The organism is Streptomyces sp. NPDC048623, from assembly GCF_040650755.1.
Taxonomy (GTDB): Bacteria; Actinomycetota; Actinomycetes; order Streptomycetales; family Streptomycetaceae; genus Streptomyces.
The window spans coordinates 13,095-31,926 of record NZ_JBEZHV010000045.1; the positions used below are offsets into that span (position 1 = coordinate 13,095).

The window sequence follows — 18,832 nt, forward strand, 5'->3', positions numbered from 1 at the left end:
CTCCGGCCGCCGCTCTTTCACTCTACGGGCTGGGCCGCTCACCCGTCCCCGCCGGTCGACTCGCCCGCGGAGCGCTGCACGATCGTCTTCACCGCTCCTTGCAGGGAGCGCAGCAGCTCCCGCTCCGCCTCCTCGGCACGGGCCTCGACGTTCCACTGCCGGACGTCGTCGACCAGGCCCTCGATCGTCTCGTCGAGCCGCTGGCGCAGCAGGCCGGGGCTCAGGGCCTCGACCTCGACGGCGGTGTGCGGGTCGAGGCCTTCGCGCAGGCACTCCTCGCGGTAGCGCCGGTAGTTGACGTCACGGACGTTGACGTCGTGGGCAGTGAGCTCGCCGGCGCGGACGTCGGCGGCGGTGATGGCGATCTGCCGGAATTCCAGGTCGATCCCGCCGTTGCCGTACCGCTCGATCCGCTCGACCACCGAGCGGGGTACAGATCTGCCGGTCGGGTCCCAATCGCCACAGAAGATCACCGTCACTCCCTTGGACTGGCGGGCGTACTGCTGCACCGCTTCGTAGACGAACGTCTTCGAGGACTGCCCGCGGCAGGAGTACAGGCCCACGCCCCACGCCGAGGTGACCGGCTGGAGCACGCCGCCGACGGAGTCGCTCTCGCACCAGGCCTCGACCCGGCGGGACTGGGAGGCCCACAGGTTGCGCCGGTAGCTCTCCGTGGTGCGCTGCATCGCGTCATCAAGCGAGTCGTACTGGGTTTCCTGCCGGACCATACGGGTGCCGTCGGTGATCCACTCCCAGGGCAGCCGCCCCGTCTCCCGCAGGTGGCCGAGCTCGCGGACCACAACGGAGTAGTTCCGGCGGGAGCGGCCGACGTCCTTGTCCCATAGCAGCCCGATACCGAGGTAGTAGACGTGGCGGACACTGCACGGCTGCGCCGCCTCGACCAGCTCGCAGATCGCCGCCCGTAGGGCCTCCACCTGTGCCTTTGTGCGGCGGGACCGTTTTACGGAGCTAGCGCCGTAACTCGCCATACCCCCAGTGAACGCCCGGGAAGGGCTGCTGTCACCGAGACGGTACGGGCAGGCGCCGGGGTGGTGCTCCCCGCGGACCGCAGGGAGCACCACCCCCTGACGTCACGCAGCCACGGCGATCTTGCGGGTGACGACGTAGTCGACGTCGAGGCGGACGGATCCGGTCGTGCCGTCCTCCAGGGCGTACTCCAGCTCGACGTACTCCTCGCCTTCGTCCTCGTCCTCGTCGAAATGAAGGTCGAGAACGCTGACCGAGACCTCTTCGTCCTCCAGGTCCAGCTCGACCTCGTCGCCGACCTCCAGTTCGTAGACGCCCACCGACTCCAGGCCCTGGGCCTCCAGCTCCGGGTCCGGCTGGGCGGACGGCGGAACGTAGTCCGCGGCCGCCGGCTCCAGTGCGGAGGGCGCGCCCATGCCGAGGGCGCGGGCCTTCGCGGAGCGGCCGAGGTCGCCGAGGAACCACAGCGGGTCCGTGCCGGCGGCGTTCACGTGCTGTTCGGCGGCCTGCGTCATCCGGTCCATGAGCTCGCTCCACACGACCTTGTCCTCTGGCTCGAAGCCGTCGTCATCGGAGGGGGTGAGGAGCCGGAGCACCTGGACGTGCTGGGGGCCTGCGTCCGTGGTGGCGATGGCGCGGCCCTGGACGCTGGGGAGGTCGGTGCCGGTGCGGCGGCTGCCCCACATCATCATCGCCGTCTCCGGGGTTGCCTTCTCCAGGCTGACGCGGTGGCGGAAGGAGTCTCGGGCCAGTCCGGTCAGGAACTCGGCGTCGGGGCGCTGGATGCCGATCAGGAGGTGGATGAGAGCGGACCGGGCGAGCACGGCCATGCGCTTCCACAGGGCCAGGCAGGGGTGTTCTCGGCCCTTCAGGTCCTTGTTTGCGGCGCGCATTTCTGCCCAAATCGCGGCCAGTGCTTCCTTGAAGATGTAGAACTCGTCGAGGATGAAGAGAATCCGGCCGAAGCCGCCCTTCTTGGCTCGGCCGTATTCGATTTCCCGGTAGCGGCGTTCCATTTCTGCGTGAACGAGCTTGATTGCTTCAGCGATGTCCCGGGGGTCGGTGAGCACCACGACTCCGGGAAGTTCTCGGAAGTCCATGTACTCGATGCGCTTCGGGTCACACAGGACGACAGGGACGCCGAGGAGCTGGGCGGCTACGACGAGGTTTCGGATGAGGACCGTCTTGCCGCTTCCGGTGGGGCCGACGATGAGAGCGTGAGGATTCTTACTGCCGAGTTTCCAGCATTCAATTTGATTCGCCTCTGTCACCGCATAGGGCAGTGCGTAGGGCTTTACCTCGTAGTCGAGAGGGAATCGGACGTTGGTGGGGAATGGCGGCTTGATTTCGAATCGAACCTTGTTCTGCTCGAAGTCCCACAAGCCGCGCCAGTCGCCGGGAAGCTTGGAATTGACCTGCTCGGCGACACGGTCGCGGAAGGAGGCCGACAGGTCGCGAGTGGTCGTGTCGTATGTCGCCTCGATCTGCTTCGGGATGTCGGTGTCGGTCTCGAAGGCGACATCGACGCGGGCGCCAGCGCCGAGGATCGCCTGGACGACATCGGCGGTGCGCGAGCGGATCGCGACGCGCTCATCGTTGTCGCCCGGCAGAACGGAGACCGACATGTCGTCGCTCTCGACGATGTCGGTGTCGGTCTTCAGCGCGATGTCGGCGACGAGCCGACGCCGGGGCGGCGACCATGTCGCGACAACGGCGCCGCCGAGCCGCTTGGCGATGATGTCGCGGATTGTCGCCCGGCCCTGCTCGTCGCGCTCGTTCCATGTCGCCGGGTAGGTGAGGGTGATCCGGGTCGGGACCCCGCGGACACGGCGGCTGCCCTTCAAGTGGCGGCGTTCGAATCCGGCTCCGAAGTGGGGGGCCAGCGCCTCGTGGAGCTCGCGCAGGGGCCGGCTGCCCCGATGGCGCCACCCGGCCACGAACGCGCCCATGATCGTGAGGACGGCCACGGCCGGGAGACCGGCGTACAGGATGGCGTCCTGTCCGGTGAAACGGGCGGCCGCGACGGCGACCAGTGCGCCGCCGACTCCGTACATGACCACGCTGACGATGGGTGAGCGCTCGTCCGCTGCGGTGCTGTTGCTGCTACCTGGCTCCACCCCAGACCCCCTTCCTTGTGTGACGCTCCGTCATGGTCGTGTCTCCTCTCTGGGCTTGACAGTGGGTGTAGGCTGAGAGCTGAACCGCAGGAACGAGGATCTGAGGACTCAGCCTCACCTCACCGCCCCGCCCTCCGAGGCGGGGTTTTGCGTTACTCCTCGTCGCGTACTTGCCGCCTCGCCTGCGGGTTGCTCCTGGGCTTCGCCGGCGTCTGACCGGCCTCTCCTCGCTGCCCTGATCTGGGCGCCCCTGACGGCCCCTCGCGGGCTCGGCCCGGTGGGCAGGCGCTCGACGCGGGGGAAGGGGGTGCCTGCGTTGTGCTCCCGCTCCAGGCGCTCGACCTCGGCGAGCAGGACGCGACGGACGAGCTCCGAGACGTTGTGGTGGCCGTCCGGCTTGAGCTGGGTGTGCCACTGGGCCGCCCTCACGCGTTCGATTAGCGAGGGAGGCAGGGAGTAGGAGACCGACTTCATCGGCTCCCCGGCTTCGGCCGTCGCAGCGTCAGATCGTGTCGGTGGCGGGGCCGTCGGTGGCGCCGCCACCCGTGTCGGTGTCGGTGCGCTGGTGTCGGTGTCGGTTGTCGGCGTCGCCGGGCGAGCCGTCGTGTCGGTTGTCGCTGTCGCTGCCGCCGGTGTCGGTCCGGCCGGTGTCGGTTGTCGCTGTCGGTCGTCGCCGGGCGAGCCGTCGTGTCGGTTGTCGCTGTCGCTGCCGCCAACGTCGGTTGTCGGTGTCGCCGCTGTCGCTGTCGTTGTCGCCGAGGGCGACGTCGTGTCGGTGCGGCCGTCGGTGTCGGTGTCGCCGAGGGCGACGTCGACCGGGTCGGGCTCGGTGCGCTGTCGGATCGTGGCCGGCCGCTGTCGGCGGCGCCCTCCCGATGGATTCTCGGCCTGCTTTTGCTTTCGGGATTTCATCGCACGCCTTCACTGAGTCGCAGGACTCTGTCGTAGTACTTCTGGTAGACGTCCGCGAGACGCACCAGTTCGGGGTCTCCGTATTCACGGCATGGGATGTGGTAGCTCTCCAGTGACTCGCTCGCGCGGGTGCACCGGGGAACCATCGGCGAAAGGATTTTCCGCCCGAATCTTGCTCTCATTTCTTTGAGCACACGCCGCTCGTCTCCCGTATTCGAAAATGCGGAGACAATGAATCCGGCTATTTCGAGTTCAGGGTTTCCCTTTTGCGCAATCCGGGTGGCGCTGTATCTCATTTCCTCGGCACCTTGTGCGCTCCACATCGTGGGGCGCGAGGTGATAAACAGCCGCTCAATTCCGAGGAGGCCGGTCGCGGACAGCTTTCCCAAGTGCCGGGGCAGGTCGATGATGACGTCGTCCGCCAGGTCTTCAAGTTCACCTGACAGCCGGGCGCGCCGCAGCGTGGCAATTCCGTGCGGCGTGAGGTCTGATTCTCTGTTCGCGAGATACCTGTCTGCCGGTGCCACCCAGATCCGGTCCCAGGAGGTGGGAACGAGGACGTGGCGCAGCGGCAGGGGGCTGTGCCCGGTGTCGTCGGGTGGTGTGAGCGCGGCCTTGATCCCGGGGCCGCGGGCCGCGGGGGCGAGTGCTTCGGTCGCGTCGCCCTGGGGGTCGAGGTCGAGGACTACGACTCTCCTCGGGCGGCCGTCGCGGGTGGTGCGCCGGCTCGCTGCGTGCGCCAGCTCCAGGACGGCGGTGGTGCATCCGGCGCCGCCCTTCCCCTTCCCCACGCCCAGCCACATGGCATACCTGTCTCTCTCCTCGATGGGGTGACGTAACGGGTCGATTCGAAGTTACGTGGGACACGATAGGGCTCAACTCCTGAGCTGCGGAGACGTGTTGACGACATGGCGAATTTGCCTGCCAACCGGGCCTTCGGGGCTCTATCGTGGAGTCCAAGTGTCATGTTCCGCTAGTTACAAGGGACTTGACGGATTATCGGTCCCCGACTTGCAAGAGGAGAACCCTCGATGTACCCCTCCACCCCCAGCAGCGCGCGGCGGGCGCGCCTGATCCGGATCGGGCAGGTGGCCGGACTGGCCGCCGTGCTCGCCCTCGGTCCGCAGGCCGGCATGGCCTATGCCGCGTCCGTGGACCTGGCCGCCGCCAGCACCGGTGGCCTGTCGACGTGGATCAGGGACAACTTCCTGTCGGTCGGCCTGCTGATCGTCGGCGCCGTCATCGTCTTCCGCGCGAAGAGCAAGGACTGGGCGGGCAGCGTCGTCACGGCGGGCATCGCCCTGCTCGGCCTGGCCGTCGCTGCGATGGGCAGCGGGACGACGGCGAGCGCCGTCGGCTCGTGGCTCGTCAGTCTCGTGTGGTCCTGAGGCGGCCCGCCATGCGGATGCACACCGATGACGAGGTCTACACCGTCGACAACGTCTTCCTCGGGCCCCCCGGCACCAAGCTGCCGTGGCGTGCCCGGTATCAGGCGTACGGGGTCGGCGCCGTTCTGACCCTGATCATGCTGGTCATCCTCAACAAGACCGGCCTGATGAGCGTGTGGGGCGTCCTGTGGGGACTCCTGGCCGTCGTCTACCTGACGCGGCGGATCATGCCGCACGTGACGCACGAGAGCAGTGTCAAGGCACTGCTGAAGACGTTCTGGAACGAGGTCCGCGCACCACGGTCGAAGAAGACGCACGCGATCGTCGCCGAGATGTCCCTCACGGGCCTCCGACGCCGCCGCTGACGACCGCGGACCACGTTCCCCGCCGCACCACCTTCTGCCCAACAGACACGAGGAATCGCACCTATGAAGCGCTCCGCCTCAAAGACCGAGTCGGCACCCCGTCGCCGCGCGCGCCTGTTCACCAGCTCCAACGCGGGGGAGGAGACCCGCCGCGCCACCCCCACCGGCCTCCAGCTGACCGACGTCATCGGCAACCTGACGATCACCAAGACGGGCCACGTCACCGCCTGGTACGTCGCGCCCCCGGTCCGCTGGTCCTTCCGCACGGCCGCCGACTGCAACAGCCTGATCGGCGCGCACGCGCAGCGCCTCGCCGAGCTGACCGGCCGCCGCCTGCACATCCGGGTCACCCACCGCCCCTACCCGGTCGCCCGCTGGGCCGCCGAGCTGCACCGCAGCGTCGTCAACCCCCTGCCGACCTGGGGGCAGTACCTCGCCGACGAGCAGGCCAAGGTGGCGCGTCTGCCCCTGGACGACAAGGTCGTCTACTACGGCGTGCGGATCGGCCGCATCACGAGCGCCGGCAAGGCCGTCCAGAAGCTGCTCCGCAGCGCCATCGACAAGCAGCTCGCCGCCCTCCAGAGCGACATCCGCGACGTCGACCGCATCATGGCCGGGCCCGGCATGAACGCCTCCCCCGCACCTGCGGCGGACATGGACTGGCTCATGACCCGCTCCCTCGGCCTGTGCCTGCCCGCCCCGCTCTCCACCCGCCCGCAGCCCGAGGACGTCTGGAGCTCATCGGACCTGCACGAGTGGACCGACGGAATCGAGTGGTCCTCCCCGACCCCCTACTCCCCGTTCCTCACGGTCTCCGGCGACCGCAACGGCCGCCGCGTCAGCCGCCACGTGTCCGTCCTCACCTTCGGCCGCATGGACCTCCCGGCCATCCCCGAGGACGGATGGGGGCCGTGGCTCCAGCGCCTCGACCAGCTGCCGTTCCCCTACGAGGTCTCGGCCACCATCGACATCCGCGAGTCCACGGAGGCCGGAGACGAGATCAGGACGCAGCTGGACGCCGTACGGCACCAGGTGCGCCACCACCAGGAGCACGGAGTCGACGTGCCGCTGTCGCTGGCCCGGCAGGCCGGTGCCGGCCAGCTCATCGAGGACGACATCCGATCCGGCCCCGTGGGCCTGTCCACCCGCACCAAGGGATGGTTCCGCATCGCGATTGCCGCCGACGACGAGGACAAGCTCCGCGAGCGGATCAAGAAGGTCCAGGAGAAGTACGGCGTCCACGCCCGCATCGAGCACCCCCGCGGACAGTGGGCGCTCGCCCGCGAGTTCATCCCCGGCGAGCCGCTGAGCAGCGACGCGTACGTGCGCCGCATGCCGGTGCGCACCCTCGGCGGGAGCCTCCCCGCGGTCTCGGCCTCCGTCGGCGACCGCCGGGGCTTCAACCTGGGCTACACCAGCGGCACCGCGCGCCGCCCGGTGATGTGGCACCCCTGGCACAGCCAGGAGATCCGCGAGTCCTCCGGCCTCACCCCGATCCTCGGCACCCTCGGCTCCGGCAAGACCGCGCTCGGCGGCGCCACCGTCTACCACACGGTGCAGATGGGCGTTCCCTGGGTCGTGCTCGACCCCTCCGGCCCGGTCCGCCGTCTGTGCGACATGCCCGAGCTGCGCCCCTACTCGAAGGCCATCGACCTCATGGCCGCCGACCCGGGCACGCTCAACCCGTACCGGATCATTCCCGACCCGGACCTGTCCCATTACACCGCCGAGCAGTACCGCGACGAGGACAACCCCGCGCAGGCCGCCGAGACGGCCTACCGGCAGGAGATGCAGCGTGCCGCCGGTCACCGCCGCACCCTGGCCAGCGACGTCCTGATGGGCATGCTCCCGCCGCAGATCGCGAAGTCCCCCGAGACCCACCTGGTGATGATGAAGGCGGCTGCGCAGGCGGACACGTCCGTGCACTCCTCCCCCCGCTACATCATCAAGGCCCTCCGCGCCCTGGGCGGCAGCCACCAGGAGCACGCCGACGACATCGCCGACCTCCTGGAGCAGGCCGCCGAGCTGCCCCAGGGCCAGCTCGTCTTCCCCGAAGTCGGCGGAGGCGACGACGGCTACCAGACCCGCCACTGGCGCCTGGTCGTCCTCAACATGCGGGGCCTGGTGCTGCCCAAGAGCGACACCGACCGCGAGGAATGGTCGCTCGAAGAGCGCTACGCAATGCCCCTGCTCTACCTGGCCGGCTGGTACGCGCAGCGCAGCATCTACGCCCGGGACCTGCACGAGCGCAAGGGCCTGTGGCAGGACGAGGCGCACGTCATGCAGCAGGTCTCGTCCGGCCGTGAGCTGCTGCGCAAGTCCGGCCGTGACTCCCGCAAGCACAACGCGCGCGTGCTGCTCGCGACGCAGGACGGCCAGGACATCATCGACGCCGGCATCGAGAACTGGGTCGACTCCGTCTTCGTCGGCCGCACCGTCGGCATCGAGGCGCAGCGGTCCGCGCTGCGGCTGCTGAAGGTCGAGGCGGGCAACGGCTACGAGCAGGTGCTGGAGGGCCTTTCCGCGCAGGCGCACGGCGCCGAAGAGCACCGCGGCGACCGCGAGTTCATCTTCTCCGACGGCGCGGGCGGGATCGAGCGCATCACCATCCCGCTGCGCCACCGGCCGGGCCTGCTGGAAGCGCTGAACTCGACGGCGAACCCCCGCAAGGCCAACCCCTGGACCACCTCGACCGCCACGACCCTGGAAGGTGCCCTGTGAGCCGCCTGATGCAGCGAGCCCGCCTGCGCGCCGCCGGGCGTCTCGGGCCCGTCCTGGCCGTGCTGTTCATGCTCGCCGTCCCGCTCGCCGGGACCGCGCAGGCCGCGCCCGACCCGTGCGCCCCGCTGAAGGGGACGCCGAGCTACGAGTACTGCAAGGCCGGCGGCGCCGGCCAGGGCGGCCAGGGCGGCAACAAGGGCGGCGCCGACAAGGAGAAGGAAGACCCCTGCGCCCTGATCAAGGGCCAGGCCAAGACCTACTGCGAAGGCGGCGTCAACGACACCTCGTCGTACATGCCGGGCCCCGGCGAGATCCTCGACGACACCACGGGCGCCTGCAAGCCCCCCGCCCCGGAGTCCCCCAACGAGGGGGCGGCCACCTGGTTCGACTCCGGCCCAGCCAAGGCACCGGCTCCCCGTGACCCGGACGCCGGGCATCTCTACGAGCAGTACGGCTTCGCGGGGATGAGCTGGAACAACTACCAGCTCGCCTGCATCACAGCAGGCGGCGCAATCGGCAACGTCGTCGAGCCCGCTGCCGAGTCCTGGCTGGCCAACACCGTCTTCGGCATCACGAAGAGCTGGACGGCCTTCACCGTCAGCCTGCGTCAGCAGGCCACGGGTGACACCGACTTCCTCGACGAGCTCGACCCCGTCATCACCCAGGCCACCCGCGCGGTGCGCGACGCCGTCTACAACAACTGGATCGGCGCCTCGCTCGTCGCCCTCGGCGCCGTCATCGTCTTCCAGGCCCGCAACAAGGACACCTCCGGCGTCGTCTCGCAGGTCGGATGGGCGCTGCTCGTCATGGCCCTGGCCACCGGCGTGGCCAGCTACCCCGTACAGGCATCCAGCTTCGCCGACGACGCCCTGTCCACCGTCACATCGAACATCGACCAGGCCTTCGCCGACGTCGACCTGAGCGGCAAGCCCCAGGAAAGCGGCGCCACCACGGCGCAGGCCTCCGCTTCCACCCCCGCCAACCCGACGACCGCGCACGGCAACATGCTCGTCCACCACGTGCTCTACCAGCACTGGCTCCGCGGTGAGCTCGGAAGCACGGACAGCGAGGTCGCCAAGCACTACGGCCCCGAACTGCTCGACGCCCAGGCCCTGACCTGGGCAGAGGACCGGCTGCCTCCCAAGGAGCGGGCGGCGGTCGTGCAGAAGAAGCAGGAGAAGTACAAGGGACTCGCGCTGGCGATCAAGAACCAAGACCCGCAGGCCTACCGCCACCTGACGGGCGAGGCCGGAGGCCGCAACGGACAGGCCTGGCTGAGCTTGGCCAGCGCCGCCTCCACCAACCTCTTCTCCAACGCCGCCGACCTCGTGATCATCAGCGGCAAGATCATGATCCGGTTCGTCATCGTCCTGCTTCCCGCCATCGCCGTCATCGGCCTGCACCGCCGGATGGCCGGCGCGGTCAAGACCGGACTGCACAGCATCATGGCCGCGTGCATCAACATCCCGCTCTTCTCCGCCGCCGCCGCCGTTGACGCCCTGGCCATCCGCAGCATCCAGGACCAGACCTCCATCAACCCGTGGATGAAGGTGCTGCTCCTCCTCGTGATCACCTGGGCCCTGTGGCGCATGGTCAAGCCGCTGCGGCGCCTGAGCTCCATGGCCAACCCAAACCAGAACTGGGTGGAAGGCGCCGGAAGCATCGCCGGCAGCCCCGCCAAGGTCGCCAAGACCCTCGGCAAGGCATACATCCTGCGCCGCGCCCTGCGGCGCATGGGCACCAACGCCGGAAAGGCCGGTGCCCAGGAAGTCCTCGACGAGACCGAGGACGACACCACCGAGACCGGCCGGACGCAGGGCAACGGCTCCGGAGGACACGGACCGGTCGACCCCGGGTCGTGGGACGAGTGGACCAACGATCACGACGCCATCGAACCCCCCTCGCGGCGCGCCCACGACAACGTCCTCGACGCCGACTCCTGGTACGTCGCGGACCTGGAGCACGACCGGCGCGAGACACGAGCCATCGCCCCCGCTCCTGTCGGCTACGGCCGCCAGGGTCCCGACTGGGACAACCTGGCCGTGTCCGGCGCGCCGTTCGTCCCGGGCCCGCTGCCGGGCGGCGCCGGTGCTGCGGCGGCCGTCCCCGCGCCGCGCGCTCAGGCCAGCTCGCACACGGAGATCCCCACCCGCACGCAGCGCGCCGCCCTGCCCTCGGGCAGCGGTCCGCGGCCGACGACGCCGGCGGCGGCGGATCGTCCGTATGCCGAGCCCTCGCCGTCCGGCGTCGTCCCGGCCACGGAGCAGAGCGCCGCGCCGGCGGCGGCTCAGGCGGCATCTCAGGCACCGGCGGCTGAGCGTCCGTTCGCCGAACCCACGGCGCCGGTCGTCGTGCCCCCGACGATCGAGGCGGACGGCAACCACGTCTACGTCCTCTACGACCCGGCCGCCGACGGGTTCGCTGTTCAGGACAACCGCGTGGACGCCCCCGAGGAGGACGGCCGATGAGCCCGCTTCTCGGCCAGCTCTGGCGCTGGCCCATGCACAGTCCGCGGCGGCTGCTGGTCACGCTCCTCGTCCTGGTCGCGCTCGTCGCGGGAGTCGCCGCGCTCACCACCTCGCCGGGGCGGCCGTCCGCCGCCCCGGCCCCCGCCCCCAGCACGACGGCGCCGGCCACCGTCTCGCCAACGCCGACACCGGACGAGTCCAGCGCGGAGCCCTCCCCCACCTCCTCGAAGGACTACGGCCAGGCCCTCACCGTCGCCCGCGACTTCGTCACCGCCTGGTCCAGCCACCAGCCGGACTTCCAGGTCTGGTACGCCTCCGTGGCCGTCATGGCGACCGACAAGCTGGCCGCCCGGCTCGCCACCGTCGACCCCGACAACATCGGCGCCACCGGCGTCACGGGCCCCCTGCGGCTGACCGACACCGGGAGCACGGCCCGCACGGAGGTCGCGGTGCCGACCAACACCGGACTCGTCTCCGTGACCATGCTCCTGGACCGTGACGGTGTCTGGCGCGTGTCCGACATCGAGCCGGGCGCCCAGACAGAGGCGGGCTGAGCCGTGCTCCTCGCCATCGCCGCCGCACGCTCGCCCCGGGCACGCCGCAACGCTCTGCTGCTGAGCCTTGCGGCCGTCGGCACCGTGCTCGCGCCCGTCGCTATCGTCAGCTCAGCCGTGTCCGCCTTCGGGTCGAAGGCCACCTCCATGTCAGGAGTCAGCTGCGTCACCGGGGGCCTGCACCTGGCCTCCAGCACCGGCGCCAGCTACAGCCTGGCCCCCGACCAGATGGCCAACGCCGAGACGATCGTCACCACCGGACGCAACATGGGCATCCCCGTCAAGGGCCAGGTGATCGCCATCGCCACAGCTCTGCAGGAGTCCAACCTGAAGAACATCAACTACGGCGACCGCGACTCGATCGGCCTGTTCCAGCAGCGCCCCAGCCAGGGGTGGGGAACCCGCGAGCAGATCATGAACCCGGTCTACTCCTCCTGGAAGTTCTACAAGGGACTCCAGAAGGTGCCCGGTTGGGAGCGGATGGCCGTCACCGACGCCGCCCAGGCCGTACAGCGCAGCGGGTTCCCGTACGCCTACGCCAAGCACGAGCCCAAGGCCGTCGGCATCGTCGCCGGCATGACGGACGGCGGAATCGAGCAGATCAACTCATCCGGCTGCACCCCGGTCGGCGCCCCCGCGAGCGACGACGTCGCCGGCTACGTGCGCGTGGCGCTCCAGCAGGTCGGCAAGCCCTACGTGTGGGGGGCCACCGGCCCGGACTCGTTCGACTGCTCCGGCCTGATCGTCTACGGCTGGCGGCAGACGGGCTACCAGCTCAAGGTCCGCACGAGTCAGCAGATGTACAGCGTGGCCGTCCCCATCGCCGAGGGCCAGGAGCGCAGCGGCGACCTGATCTTCACCCGCATGGCGCCGGGCGGCCCGGAGCACGTGCTGATCGTGGTCCGGCCCGGCGTCGCCGTCGAGGCCGCCCGCACGGGGATCCCCGTCCGTGTGCGCGAGTACGACCCGAAGAAGGAGCCGATGAAGTTCGGGCGTCTGCCGACCACACAGATGGAGGCGATCAGCGGCCCGGCCTGAGCCAAACATGACGCGGGGGAGGGGGTGGCATCGGTCGGTGCCACCCCCTCCCTCGTTCTCTGCCGCTGCTCTGCCCGGCAGGAGGCCGCTTCGTCCCCTGTCTCCTGAACCGTGCGTTGTGACCGCTAGGGTTCGGAGCAGTCGGAACCGGCACCACCTGGGAGGACCTCCATGCCGACGCCAGCGCGCCGTACGCCCAAGCGGAACAAGGGCGGCGGGAAACTCAACGCCGCGCGCGCAGAGGCTGGCGTCGACAGCCCGGAGCCCCCTGCCGGAGGTGGCCCTACCGGTATCCACACGCTGGAGCCGGAGGACGGTGAGCTCTTCGAGCACAACCCGGCCGACATCGGCCCCAACCCCATGAACCGTCGCCTCGCGCTGCGGAACATGGACGAGATGATCGAGAGCGTGAAGCGCCAGGGCGTCCACACGCCCGGCGCGGCCATGCACACCAAGCTGTTCATGGCGCAGTATCCGGAGTGGGCCGACCAAGTCCAGTATCCGGAGCGCACGTACATCCTGGGGCCGGGACACCGGCGGCACGCCGCCGCGCTCGCAGCGGGCAAGCCGATGCTCCTGATCCTGCGCGACCGGTGGGCCAAGGACCGCACGGTCGAAGAGAACCTGATCTCCGAGAACAACGACCGCGACGACCTCTCCCCCATCGAGCAGGCTCTCCAGCTCGATCTGCTGCGCCAGCGCGGCATGACCGGCGAGCAGATCGCGGAGCGCTCCGGCTATGGCACCCGGGGCACGGTCAGCAAGTTCCTGAACCTCCTGGACCTGCCCCAGGAGATCCAGGACGAGCTCCACGAGCGCAGGATGTCGCACGGCGACGGCTACACGCTGTCGACGATCCGGGACGCGGACAAAAAGAATGACACCGAGGCCGCGCACGAACTCCAACTGCGGGCCTTCGGCTGGATGCGGGACGAGGGCGTCACCGCAGAGGCTGCGAAGGGCCGCCTCAAGATGCAGTCGACCGTGTTTCCCGCAGGAAACACGATGACCGAGGCGCCCGACGAGGCCGAGAGCGAGGAGAGCAGCCAGTCCAGCCCCGCCGATGTTTCCCGCAGGAAACACGGTGCCGACGAGACAGAGGCCTCGGGCCAGCCTGACGGCGGAGACGGCTCCGAGGCCGGCGCGTCGTCGTCGCCGATCCCCCACCAGAGCACGGGTGACGGCAACGACCAGGAGCAGCAGGACCCTCAAGGTGAAGGTGGGGGCGCCGGCCCGGACGGGGACGGGCCCGAGGACCAGGCGGAGCGGGACCGGATCGCGGCGGCCGGGGAGTCGGCGGAGCGCCGCAGCCTCGCGTGCCAGATGCTGATCGCTCAGGAGAAGTACGCCAGCGCACCGGACCTGTCCGCGCTGTTGGTCAACGCCGTCCTCAACCCGATCGAGTGGAAGGCCGCAGCCGCCCTTGCCCACTCCTGGCTGCGTGACCTGGGCAAGGGGCCGAACAGCCAGCGGCCGTCCAGCTACTTCACCGAGGTCTCGGAAAGCGACGACGCCAGCCTCAAGCGCCGGGCCGCGTTCGCCATCGCCCTGGCTGCGAACGAAGTGCACGCCACCGAGAACGATCCCGAGTGGGACGACCGCGATCGGGCCCACCTAGAGTTCCTCATCACCAACAAGGCCGTCGCGTACGAGCCCACCGAGTACGAACAGGAACTCCTCAGGCTGGTCCCCTCCAAGGCGCAGTGATCGCCGCTCCCCCTTCCCCCGGAGATTCCCATGACACCCAGCACAGTCCTCGAAGCCCGTACCAGAATCCTGGCGAAGACCCGCGTCCTGGTCTTCGCCCTGAAGGCCGGCGGCACGGCCAAGACCAGTTCCTGCACCAGCCTGGCCGCGATCCTCGGATTCCGCGGCTACAGGGTCCTCGTCATCGACCTGGACCCCCAGTGCAACTCCAGCCTGGTCCTCGGGTACGGCAAGTTCCGCCCCGGGCAGAAGAGCGTCACCGATGTGATGAAGGAGGAGGTCCAGCTCCGGGACGTCGTTGTCCAGGCCCGCTACCTGGTCGATGACATCGATCCCGAGGACCCGGATGCCGCGTACGAGCCGATCGAGAACGTGTTCATCGTGCCCGGCAACGTCGATGACCCCGATGTCGACGAGACCGAGCGGCTCCTCAACGACCCCAAGTACGCCGACTCCTACTGGATCCGCGACGGCCTGGCGGACATGGACGGCGAGTGGGACGCCGTCCTCATCGACTGCCCCGCCACCTACGGCCGGGCCACGGTCACCGCGTTCGTCGCGCTCGACAAGAACGTCGACGGCGAGGTCGTCCCGCCGATCCTGTGCACCTTCAAGGAGGGCGGCGCCCTGGTCCGTCTTGAGAAGAAGCTCCAGGAGATCAGGGACCTGCGGAAGTACGCGGTCAAGGGCATCCAGCCCGAGATGCGGCACGTCTTGGTCTGCTGCGCCCCCAACTCCTCCTTCGGGACGGCGGAGCACCGCCGGACGCTGGGCGAGATCGAAGAGGCCTACGCCGATGTCCTGCTGCCGCTCGTGCACTGGTCCGGCGAAGTCCCGAAGATCTACCGGGACGAATGCCCGGTTCCGATCCTGGCACCGAACAGCATGCCCGCCCAGGAATACAACAAGGTCGCCACCGCGCTCGGCTTCCCCTGGCGCAACGCCTGATCCTCTCGACACATCGACATGTTTCCCTCGGGAAACACGAAGGGCGGCACCCCCGGTGCCGCCCTTCGTGTGGTGCCGGTGTCACTGATCCGCGGCGCAGCGACGGCACCGCGCTCTGGCCGATCGCCAGCCCCTACGCCGAAGCCCCGAGCAGATAGTGCGGATTAGGTTGGGGACCACGAGATCAACCTCAGAGGGAAGGTTCCGAATGGCAGAGCTTGAGCCTGAGCTGAGAGCGGCGCTGCGCAAGGCGTGGCTGGGGGCCAGGGCCGAGGGCACGGGCCTGGCCGGCACCGCCTTCGGCGACGCGACCGTGCGCGCCGAATTGGTGTACGAAGTCGTCCGGTTCTTCTATGACGAGGCGAAGTTTCGAACGCCGGGGCCAGCCGAGGAGCGCGAGCAGCTGGCCAGGGTCGGCGATGCCGCCCGCCGCTACTCGGACACGATGTTCGACCTGACGCTCCACCACCCGCAGTCAAGGGCGGACGGGAGCTGAGACGAGAGCGGCCCAGCAGTCCCCCACCGGGAACTGAGCCACATCACCGCCGACGCGCGAACCTACTCAGGTGATTGACAAGTGTTCAGGCGCTGAACACTATTGGAGAGCGGGATCACCCGCACTCATACGGCAAGAGGCGCGGCCCGCCGCTTCCCAACGACCATGCCGCGCCTCTGTCTCCGATCACGGAGGTTCACATTGTCCACCATCACCACCACCCCCATCGTCGCCCCGCGCGAGGCCATGGATGCCTCCAGCATCCTCGCCGAACTGGCGGTCGCCCCCGGCGAGCCGTCCGTCGTCCGCGCCGCCGCCGAACTCCTGCCCGGCATCAGTGACCGGCTCCGCCGCGCCACCGCTGCCCCCGGCACCGAGGACGACGACCTGCTCGCCGTCGCGCGCGCCGTGGGGATCGTCATCGAGAGGACCCACTGACCCCATGACCAGCACCCCGCGCAGCTACCACGCCACCGCCCTCCTCACCTCAGGCGGCCTGTGGCACGCGAGCGTCACCGAGCTGCCGGACGTGCACGCCGAACACCGTTCCCTGTCCCAGTTGGAGCGGCGCGTACGCCGCGCCATCGCCAACACCCGAGACGACCTCCAGCCGGAGGACATCCGGCTGGAGGTCGAGGTCAGCACCGGCGACAAGAAGCTCGACCGCGAGATCGCCGACGCCCGCGCCAAGCGCGAGCTCTCCGACGAGCTCGCCCGCCAAGCCCGTGCTGCCGCCCTCCCCATCGCTCGCCGCCTGGTCGACGCCGGGGTCTCTCACCGGGACGCCGGCACGCTCCTCGGCACCAGCGCGGCGCTCGTCTCATCGCTCGTCAGCCCCAAGTCGTAGCTCACCATCACCGCGGCCCCGCCTCGTTCGTCGAGGCGGGGCCGTTTCCTGTTTCACATGGCTTGGTCTCGCGCTTCCCCCACTGGACCGTCGGGAATACTTGCCCCCATGGACGAGCTGCCGGAACTGACCATCGCGAGCGGTGACTGGATGCTCTCCGTCCCTCCCCCTGCGGTCCCCGTTCCCGCCGCCCATGTGATGGACCTCCACGGGCGAGCCGCCATGGCCTCCGACCCCGGCGTCGGCGTACTGCATGACCTCCGCATCGTCGGCGACCGCGACCGCGACTTCGTTCACGTCGTCACCGAACTCGACTTCTGGCGCAGCCAGTACGACGCCGCCCGCCCGCTGAATCCGCGGCGGCTCCCCATCGAGGACGTCTATGTCGAGCACCGGCTCCCCTACGAGCCCCCCTCCCCCGGGGCCACTCCGCCCCCTCCCCCGCCGACCAGCAACCCCTCCGCTCTCCTCCGGCGTCTCGCGCCGCGCCCAGACCTCCCCGGCGGCCGAACCCCCGTCCCGGCCCGTACGGCTGGGCACATCTACGGTCGCCGGATCATCCAGGCCACCCCGCTCGGCTTCGCGTGGGACCTGCGGGCCGTCAGCGAGCCGTACGACGACAAGGCACTCGGCATCGTCGTACGGCTCACCAGCGTGCCCGAGTTCTACCGCTGGCTGCTCACCGGCTCCGACCCCAACTACCAGCCCGTGAGCCTCCACCTCCTGTGGACCGAATGACGCGGGGAAGGGGTACGAGCGGGGCTGCTCCCCGCCGACCTCAGCGGCCGTAGGCCTGGCGGCAAAGGCCAGAGACGTCGTACGGGATCTGGACTCGCTCAGCGTCTCGGCAGAGCTGCCGGAGGTCCCCGGCCGTACTGGCCGGACGGGGCTTGACGGTGCGCTTCGGCGACTTCGCCTTCGGGCGCGGCTTCTGCTTCTGCGGCGTGCTCGGCTGCGGGGCCTGCCGGGCGGGGCTGCGCCCGTGGTTCGCGGCGGGCGCCTGCTGGTCCGGGACACGGCCGTCGTCATGACGGCCTGGGTCGGCGGCGGGCTCGGAGGCCTGGGGGAGGGGCTCGGTGGTGGCGAGCGCTTCGCGGGGCACTCCCTGGGTGGGTGCCGGCCATGCGCTGGGGAGCGGGGCGGGTGGGCGGTCGTCGGCCGGGGCGAGGCCTGCGGGCGGTCGTGCGGGTCCTGGCGGGGTGCTGGGGACGGCGACGCAGCCGGTGCCGGCGAGGAGGAGCGCGCCGAGGAGGAGCGGGGCGGTGTGGCGGGGGTGCATGGGTTCCACGATCGCGGAGCCTGGGTGGGGGAGGGGGGAGGCCTGCGGGGACTCCACCACGACGGGTGATCGCGAGCGTTGCCCCTGGCGCGGTGTGGGCGGCACCAGGGGCAACCGGGGTGATCAGAAATCGAAGACCGCGCCGGTGGCGGCGTAGGCCTGGCACTCGTTGGTGTAGGTGCGGCTCCAGTCGATTCGGCGGCCCTGGTAGGTGCCCTGGGCGGTGACCGTGACCGGGTTGTGCACGTCGGAGCAGCGGGTGAGGGGGCTGCCGGGGAGGGCGTCGAGGTTGCCGCCGGCCTCGTCCAGCGCGACACATGCGGATTCGGGGTGGGGGTGCCCGGTCCGGGCGATGGCGGGGCAGTCCAGCCAGATGTTGCCGGTCTCGTCCTGGCCGTCGACGGTGCGGGACAGGGTCAGGTGGAGGTGGGTTCCCTCGTCGTGTGCGGGGGCGGCGGTCGCAGTGCCAGCGAGGGCGGCGGCGAAGGCGGCTGCGGCGGCGAAGGTAATGATCTTCTTCATGGTCGGCCCAACGGGGGCCAAGCGGGGCCGGTCACGCCACTCGATCAGGGCACGGCCCGCGGCCTGGCCGAGGAGCTGCTCCGTGCTGCCGTGGAAGCGGCGCCGAAGGCGGGGCGGCGGGGCGTGGCGTACCTATGTGCGGGGCGCCCAAACGGACGGTCACCCCGGGGAGTGATCACGGCCGAGGACCCGTAACGGCTGGTCGCTCGGGGCGGGTTGGTCCCGTCATGCGACTGATGATCTCCGGCGCGGCCGTGGCTGCCGCGCTCCTGGCGGGGGCCGCGTCTCCCGCGCTCGCGACCGCCCCGGTGACGGCACCGGCCTGGCCCGCGGCCGACTTGAACTCCTGCGGGTACGTCGTAGAGGGAAGCTCGGTGAACCTGCGGTCAGCTTGTTCTTTATCTACCAAGATCTTCCGGGCTTGCCGATGGCCTTGAGGGTCTCGGGGCGTTTGACGGTCTTGCCGACGTCGTAGCGGGGTGC

General features: G+C 69.9%; 18 protein-coding genes. 12 read left to right on the forward strand and 6 right to left on the reverse strand.

Annotation, left to right across the window (positions count from 1 at the left end; all coding sequences use genetic code 11):
- Positions 1-38: 38 nt before the first annotated feature.
- The 4 genes from AB0C73_RS35205 to AB0C73_RS35220 form a co-directional block, all read right to left on the reverse strand.
- Complete coding sequence (locus AB0C73_RS35205; RefSeq protein ID WP_362537882.1) at positions 39-935, reverse strand: hypothetical protein; 897 nt, start codon at positions 933-935, stop codon at positions 39-41.
- Between the two features lie 156 nt (positions 936-1,091).
- Positions 1,092-3,104, reverse strand: a complete 2,013-nt coding sequence (locus tag AB0C73_RS35210) for an FtsK/SpoIIIE domain-containing protein (RefSeq protein WP_362537884.1) — start codon at positions 3,102-3,104, stop codon at positions 1,092-1,094.
- Positions 3,105-3,218: 114 nt separating this feature from the next.
- The gene (locus AB0C73_RS35215) at positions 3,219-4,016 is read right to left on the reverse strand and encodes a hypothetical protein (protein ID WP_362537886.1); all 798 of its coding nucleotides are present in this window, start codon (positions 4,014-4,016) and stop codon (positions 3,219-3,221) included.
- On the reverse strand, positions 4,013-4,819 hold the full coding sequence (locus AB0C73_RS35220; RefSeq protein WP_362537888.1) for a ParA family protein: 807 nt from the start codon (positions 4,817-4,819) through the stop codon (positions 4,013-4,015). The genes AB0C73_RS35215 and AB0C73_RS35220 overlap by 4 nt, the downstream gene beginning before the upstream one ends.
- 228 nt (positions 4,820-5,047) lie before the next feature.
- Between AB0C73_RS35220 and AB0C73_RS35225 the strand changes: the two genes are divergently transcribed.
- From AB0C73_RS35225 to AB0C73_RS35280, 12 genes are all read left to right on the forward strand, one after another.
- The gene (locus AB0C73_RS35225) at positions 5,048-5,404 is read left to right on the forward strand and encodes a hypothetical protein (protein ID WP_362537890.1); all 357 of its coding nucleotides are present in this window, start codon (positions 5,048-5,050) and stop codon (positions 5,402-5,404) included.
- An 11-nt stretch (positions 5,405-5,415) separates the two neighbouring features.
- Positions 5,416-5,769: a hypothetical protein gene (locus tag AB0C73_RS35230; RefSeq protein WP_362537891.1), complete on the forward strand. Its 354-nt coding sequence runs from the start codon at positions 5,416-5,418 to the stop codon at positions 5,767-5,769.
- Between the two features lie 63 nt (positions 5,770-5,832).
- Positions 5,833-8,490 (forward strand): ATP-binding protein, encoded by a 2,658-nt coding sequence (locus tag AB0C73_RS35235; protein ID WP_362537893.1) that lies wholly within the window; start codon positions 5,833-5,835, stop codon positions 8,488-8,490.
- A gap of 8 nt (positions 8,491-8,498) precedes the next feature.
- A complete protein-coding gene (locus AB0C73_RS35240) occupies positions 8,499-10,958 on the forward strand; it encodes a hypothetical protein (RefSeq protein ID WP_362537895.1) in 2,460 nt (819 codons plus the stop codon).
- Complete coding sequence (locus tag AB0C73_RS35245; RefSeq protein WP_362537897.1) at positions 10,955-11,512, forward strand: hypothetical protein; 558 nt, start codon at positions 10,955-10,957, stop codon at positions 11,510-11,512. Before AB0C73_RS35240 ends, AB0C73_RS35245 begins: the two co-directional genes overlap by 4 nt.
- A gap of 3 nt (positions 11,513-11,515) precedes the next feature.
- Positions 11,516-12,550, forward strand: a complete 1,035-nt coding sequence (locus AB0C73_RS35250) for a C40 family peptidase (protein WP_362537899.1) — start codon at positions 11,516-11,518, stop codon at positions 12,548-12,550.
- 171 nt (positions 12,551-12,721) lie between these two features.
- Positions 12,722-14,257, forward strand: coding sequence for a ParB/RepB/Spo0J family partition protein (locus AB0C73_RS35255; protein WP_362537901.1), 1,536 nt, complete (start codon positions 12,722-12,724; stop codon positions 14,255-14,257).
- A 30-nt stretch (positions 14,258-14,287) separates the two neighbouring features.
- Positions 14,288-15,205 (forward strand): ParA family protein, encoded by a 918-nt coding sequence (locus AB0C73_RS35260; protein ID WP_362537903.1) that lies wholly within the window; start codon positions 14,288-14,290, stop codon positions 15,203-15,205.
- 208 nt (positions 15,206-15,413) lie between these two features.
- Positions 15,414-15,701, forward strand: a complete 288-nt coding sequence (locus tag AB0C73_RS35265; protein WP_362537905.1) for a hypothetical protein — start codon at positions 15,414-15,416, stop codon at positions 15,699-15,701.
- A 201-nt stretch (positions 15,702-15,902) separates the two neighbouring features.
- Positions 15,903-16,139 (forward strand): hypothetical protein, encoded by a 237-nt coding sequence (locus AB0C73_RS35270; RefSeq protein WP_362537907.1) that lies wholly within the window; start codon positions 15,903-15,905, stop codon positions 16,137-16,139.
- Positions 16,140-16,143: 4 nt separating this feature from the next.
- A complete protein-coding gene (locus tag AB0C73_RS35275; RefSeq protein ID WP_362537909.1) occupies positions 16,144-16,548 on the forward strand; it encodes a hypothetical protein in 405 nt (134 codons plus the stop codon).
- A 108-nt stretch (positions 16,549-16,656) separates the two neighbouring features.
- Complete coding sequence (locus AB0C73_RS35280; protein WP_362537911.1) at positions 16,657-17,286, forward strand: hypothetical protein; 630 nt, start codon at positions 16,657-16,659, stop codon at positions 17,284-17,286.
- A 40-nt stretch (positions 17,287-17,326) separates the two neighbouring features.
- Here the strand turns inward: AB0C73_RS35280 and AB0C73_RS35285 are convergent, their stop codons facing one another.
- Both AB0C73_RS35285 and AB0C73_RS35290 read right to left on the reverse strand, forming a co-directional pair.
- Entirely contained in the window at positions 17,327-17,827 is a 501-nt protein-coding gene (locus tag AB0C73_RS35285; RefSeq protein ID WP_362537912.1) for a hypothetical protein, read from the reverse strand.
- Between the two features lie 123 nt (positions 17,828-17,950).
- Positions 17,951-18,349 carry an SSI family serine proteinase inhibitor gene (locus AB0C73_RS35290; RefSeq protein ID WP_362537914.1) on the reverse strand — a complete coding sequence of 133 codons (399 nt, stop codon included), beginning with the start codon at positions 18,347-18,349 and terminating at the stop codon, positions 17,951-17,953.
- Positions 18,350-18,832 lie beyond the last annotated feature (483 nt).

Coding starts and splice junctions, on each gene's coding strand:
- AB0C73_RS35215 (WP_362537886.1), bottom strand. CDS start 4,016: ATGAAATCCCGAAAGCAAAAGCAGGCCGAGAATCCATCGGGAGGGCGC.
- AB0C73_RS35220 (WP_362537888.1), bottom strand. CDS start 4,819: ATGTGGCTGGGCGTGGGGAAGGGGAAGGGCGGCGCCGGATGCACCACC.
- AB0C73_RS35225 (WP_362537890.1), top strand. CDS start 5,048: ATGTACCCCTCCACCCCCAGCAGCGCGCGGCGGGCGCGCCTGATCCGG.
- AB0C73_RS35230 (WP_362537891.1), top strand. CDS start 5,416: ATGCGGATGCACACCGATGACGAGGTCTACACCGTCGACAACGTCTTC.
- AB0C73_RS35235 (WP_362537893.1), top strand. CDS start 5,833: ATGAAGCGCTCCGCCTCAAAGACCGAGTCGGCACCCCGTCGCCGCGCG.
- AB0C73_RS35240 (WP_362537895.1), top strand. CDS start 8,499: ATGCAGCGAGCCCGCCTGCGCGCCGCCGGGCGTCTCGGGCCCGTCCTG.
- AB0C73_RS35245 (WP_362537897.1), top strand. CDS start 10,955: ATGAGCCCGCTTCTCGGCCAGCTCTGGCGCTGGCCCATGCACAGTCCG.
- AB0C73_RS35255 (WP_362537901.1), top strand. CDS start 12,722: ATGCCGACGCCAGCGCGCCGTACGCCCAAGCGGAACAAGGGCGGCGGG.
- AB0C73_RS35260 (WP_362537903.1), top strand. CDS start 14,288: ATGACACCCAGCACAGTCCTCGAAGCCCGTACCAGAATCCTGGCGAAG.
- AB0C73_RS35265 (WP_362537905.1), top strand. CDS start 15,414: ATGGCAGAGCTTGAGCCTGAGCTGAGAGCGGCGCTGCGCAAGGCGTGG.
- AB0C73_RS35275 (WP_362537909.1), top strand. CDS start 16,144: ATGACCAGCACCCCGCGCAGCTACCACGCCACCGCCCTCCTCACCTCA.
- AB0C73_RS35280 (WP_362537911.1), top strand. CDS start 16,657: ATGGACGAGCTGCCGGAACTGACCATCGCGAGCGGTGACTGGATGCTC.
- AB0C73_RS35285 (WP_362537912.1), bottom strand. CDS start 17,827: ATGCACCCCCGCCACACCGCCCCGCTCCTCCTCGGCGCGCTCCTCCTC.
- AB0C73_RS35290 (WP_362537914.1), bottom strand. CDS start 18,349: ATGAAGAAGATCATTACCTTCGCCGCCGCAGCCGCCTTCGCCGCCGCC.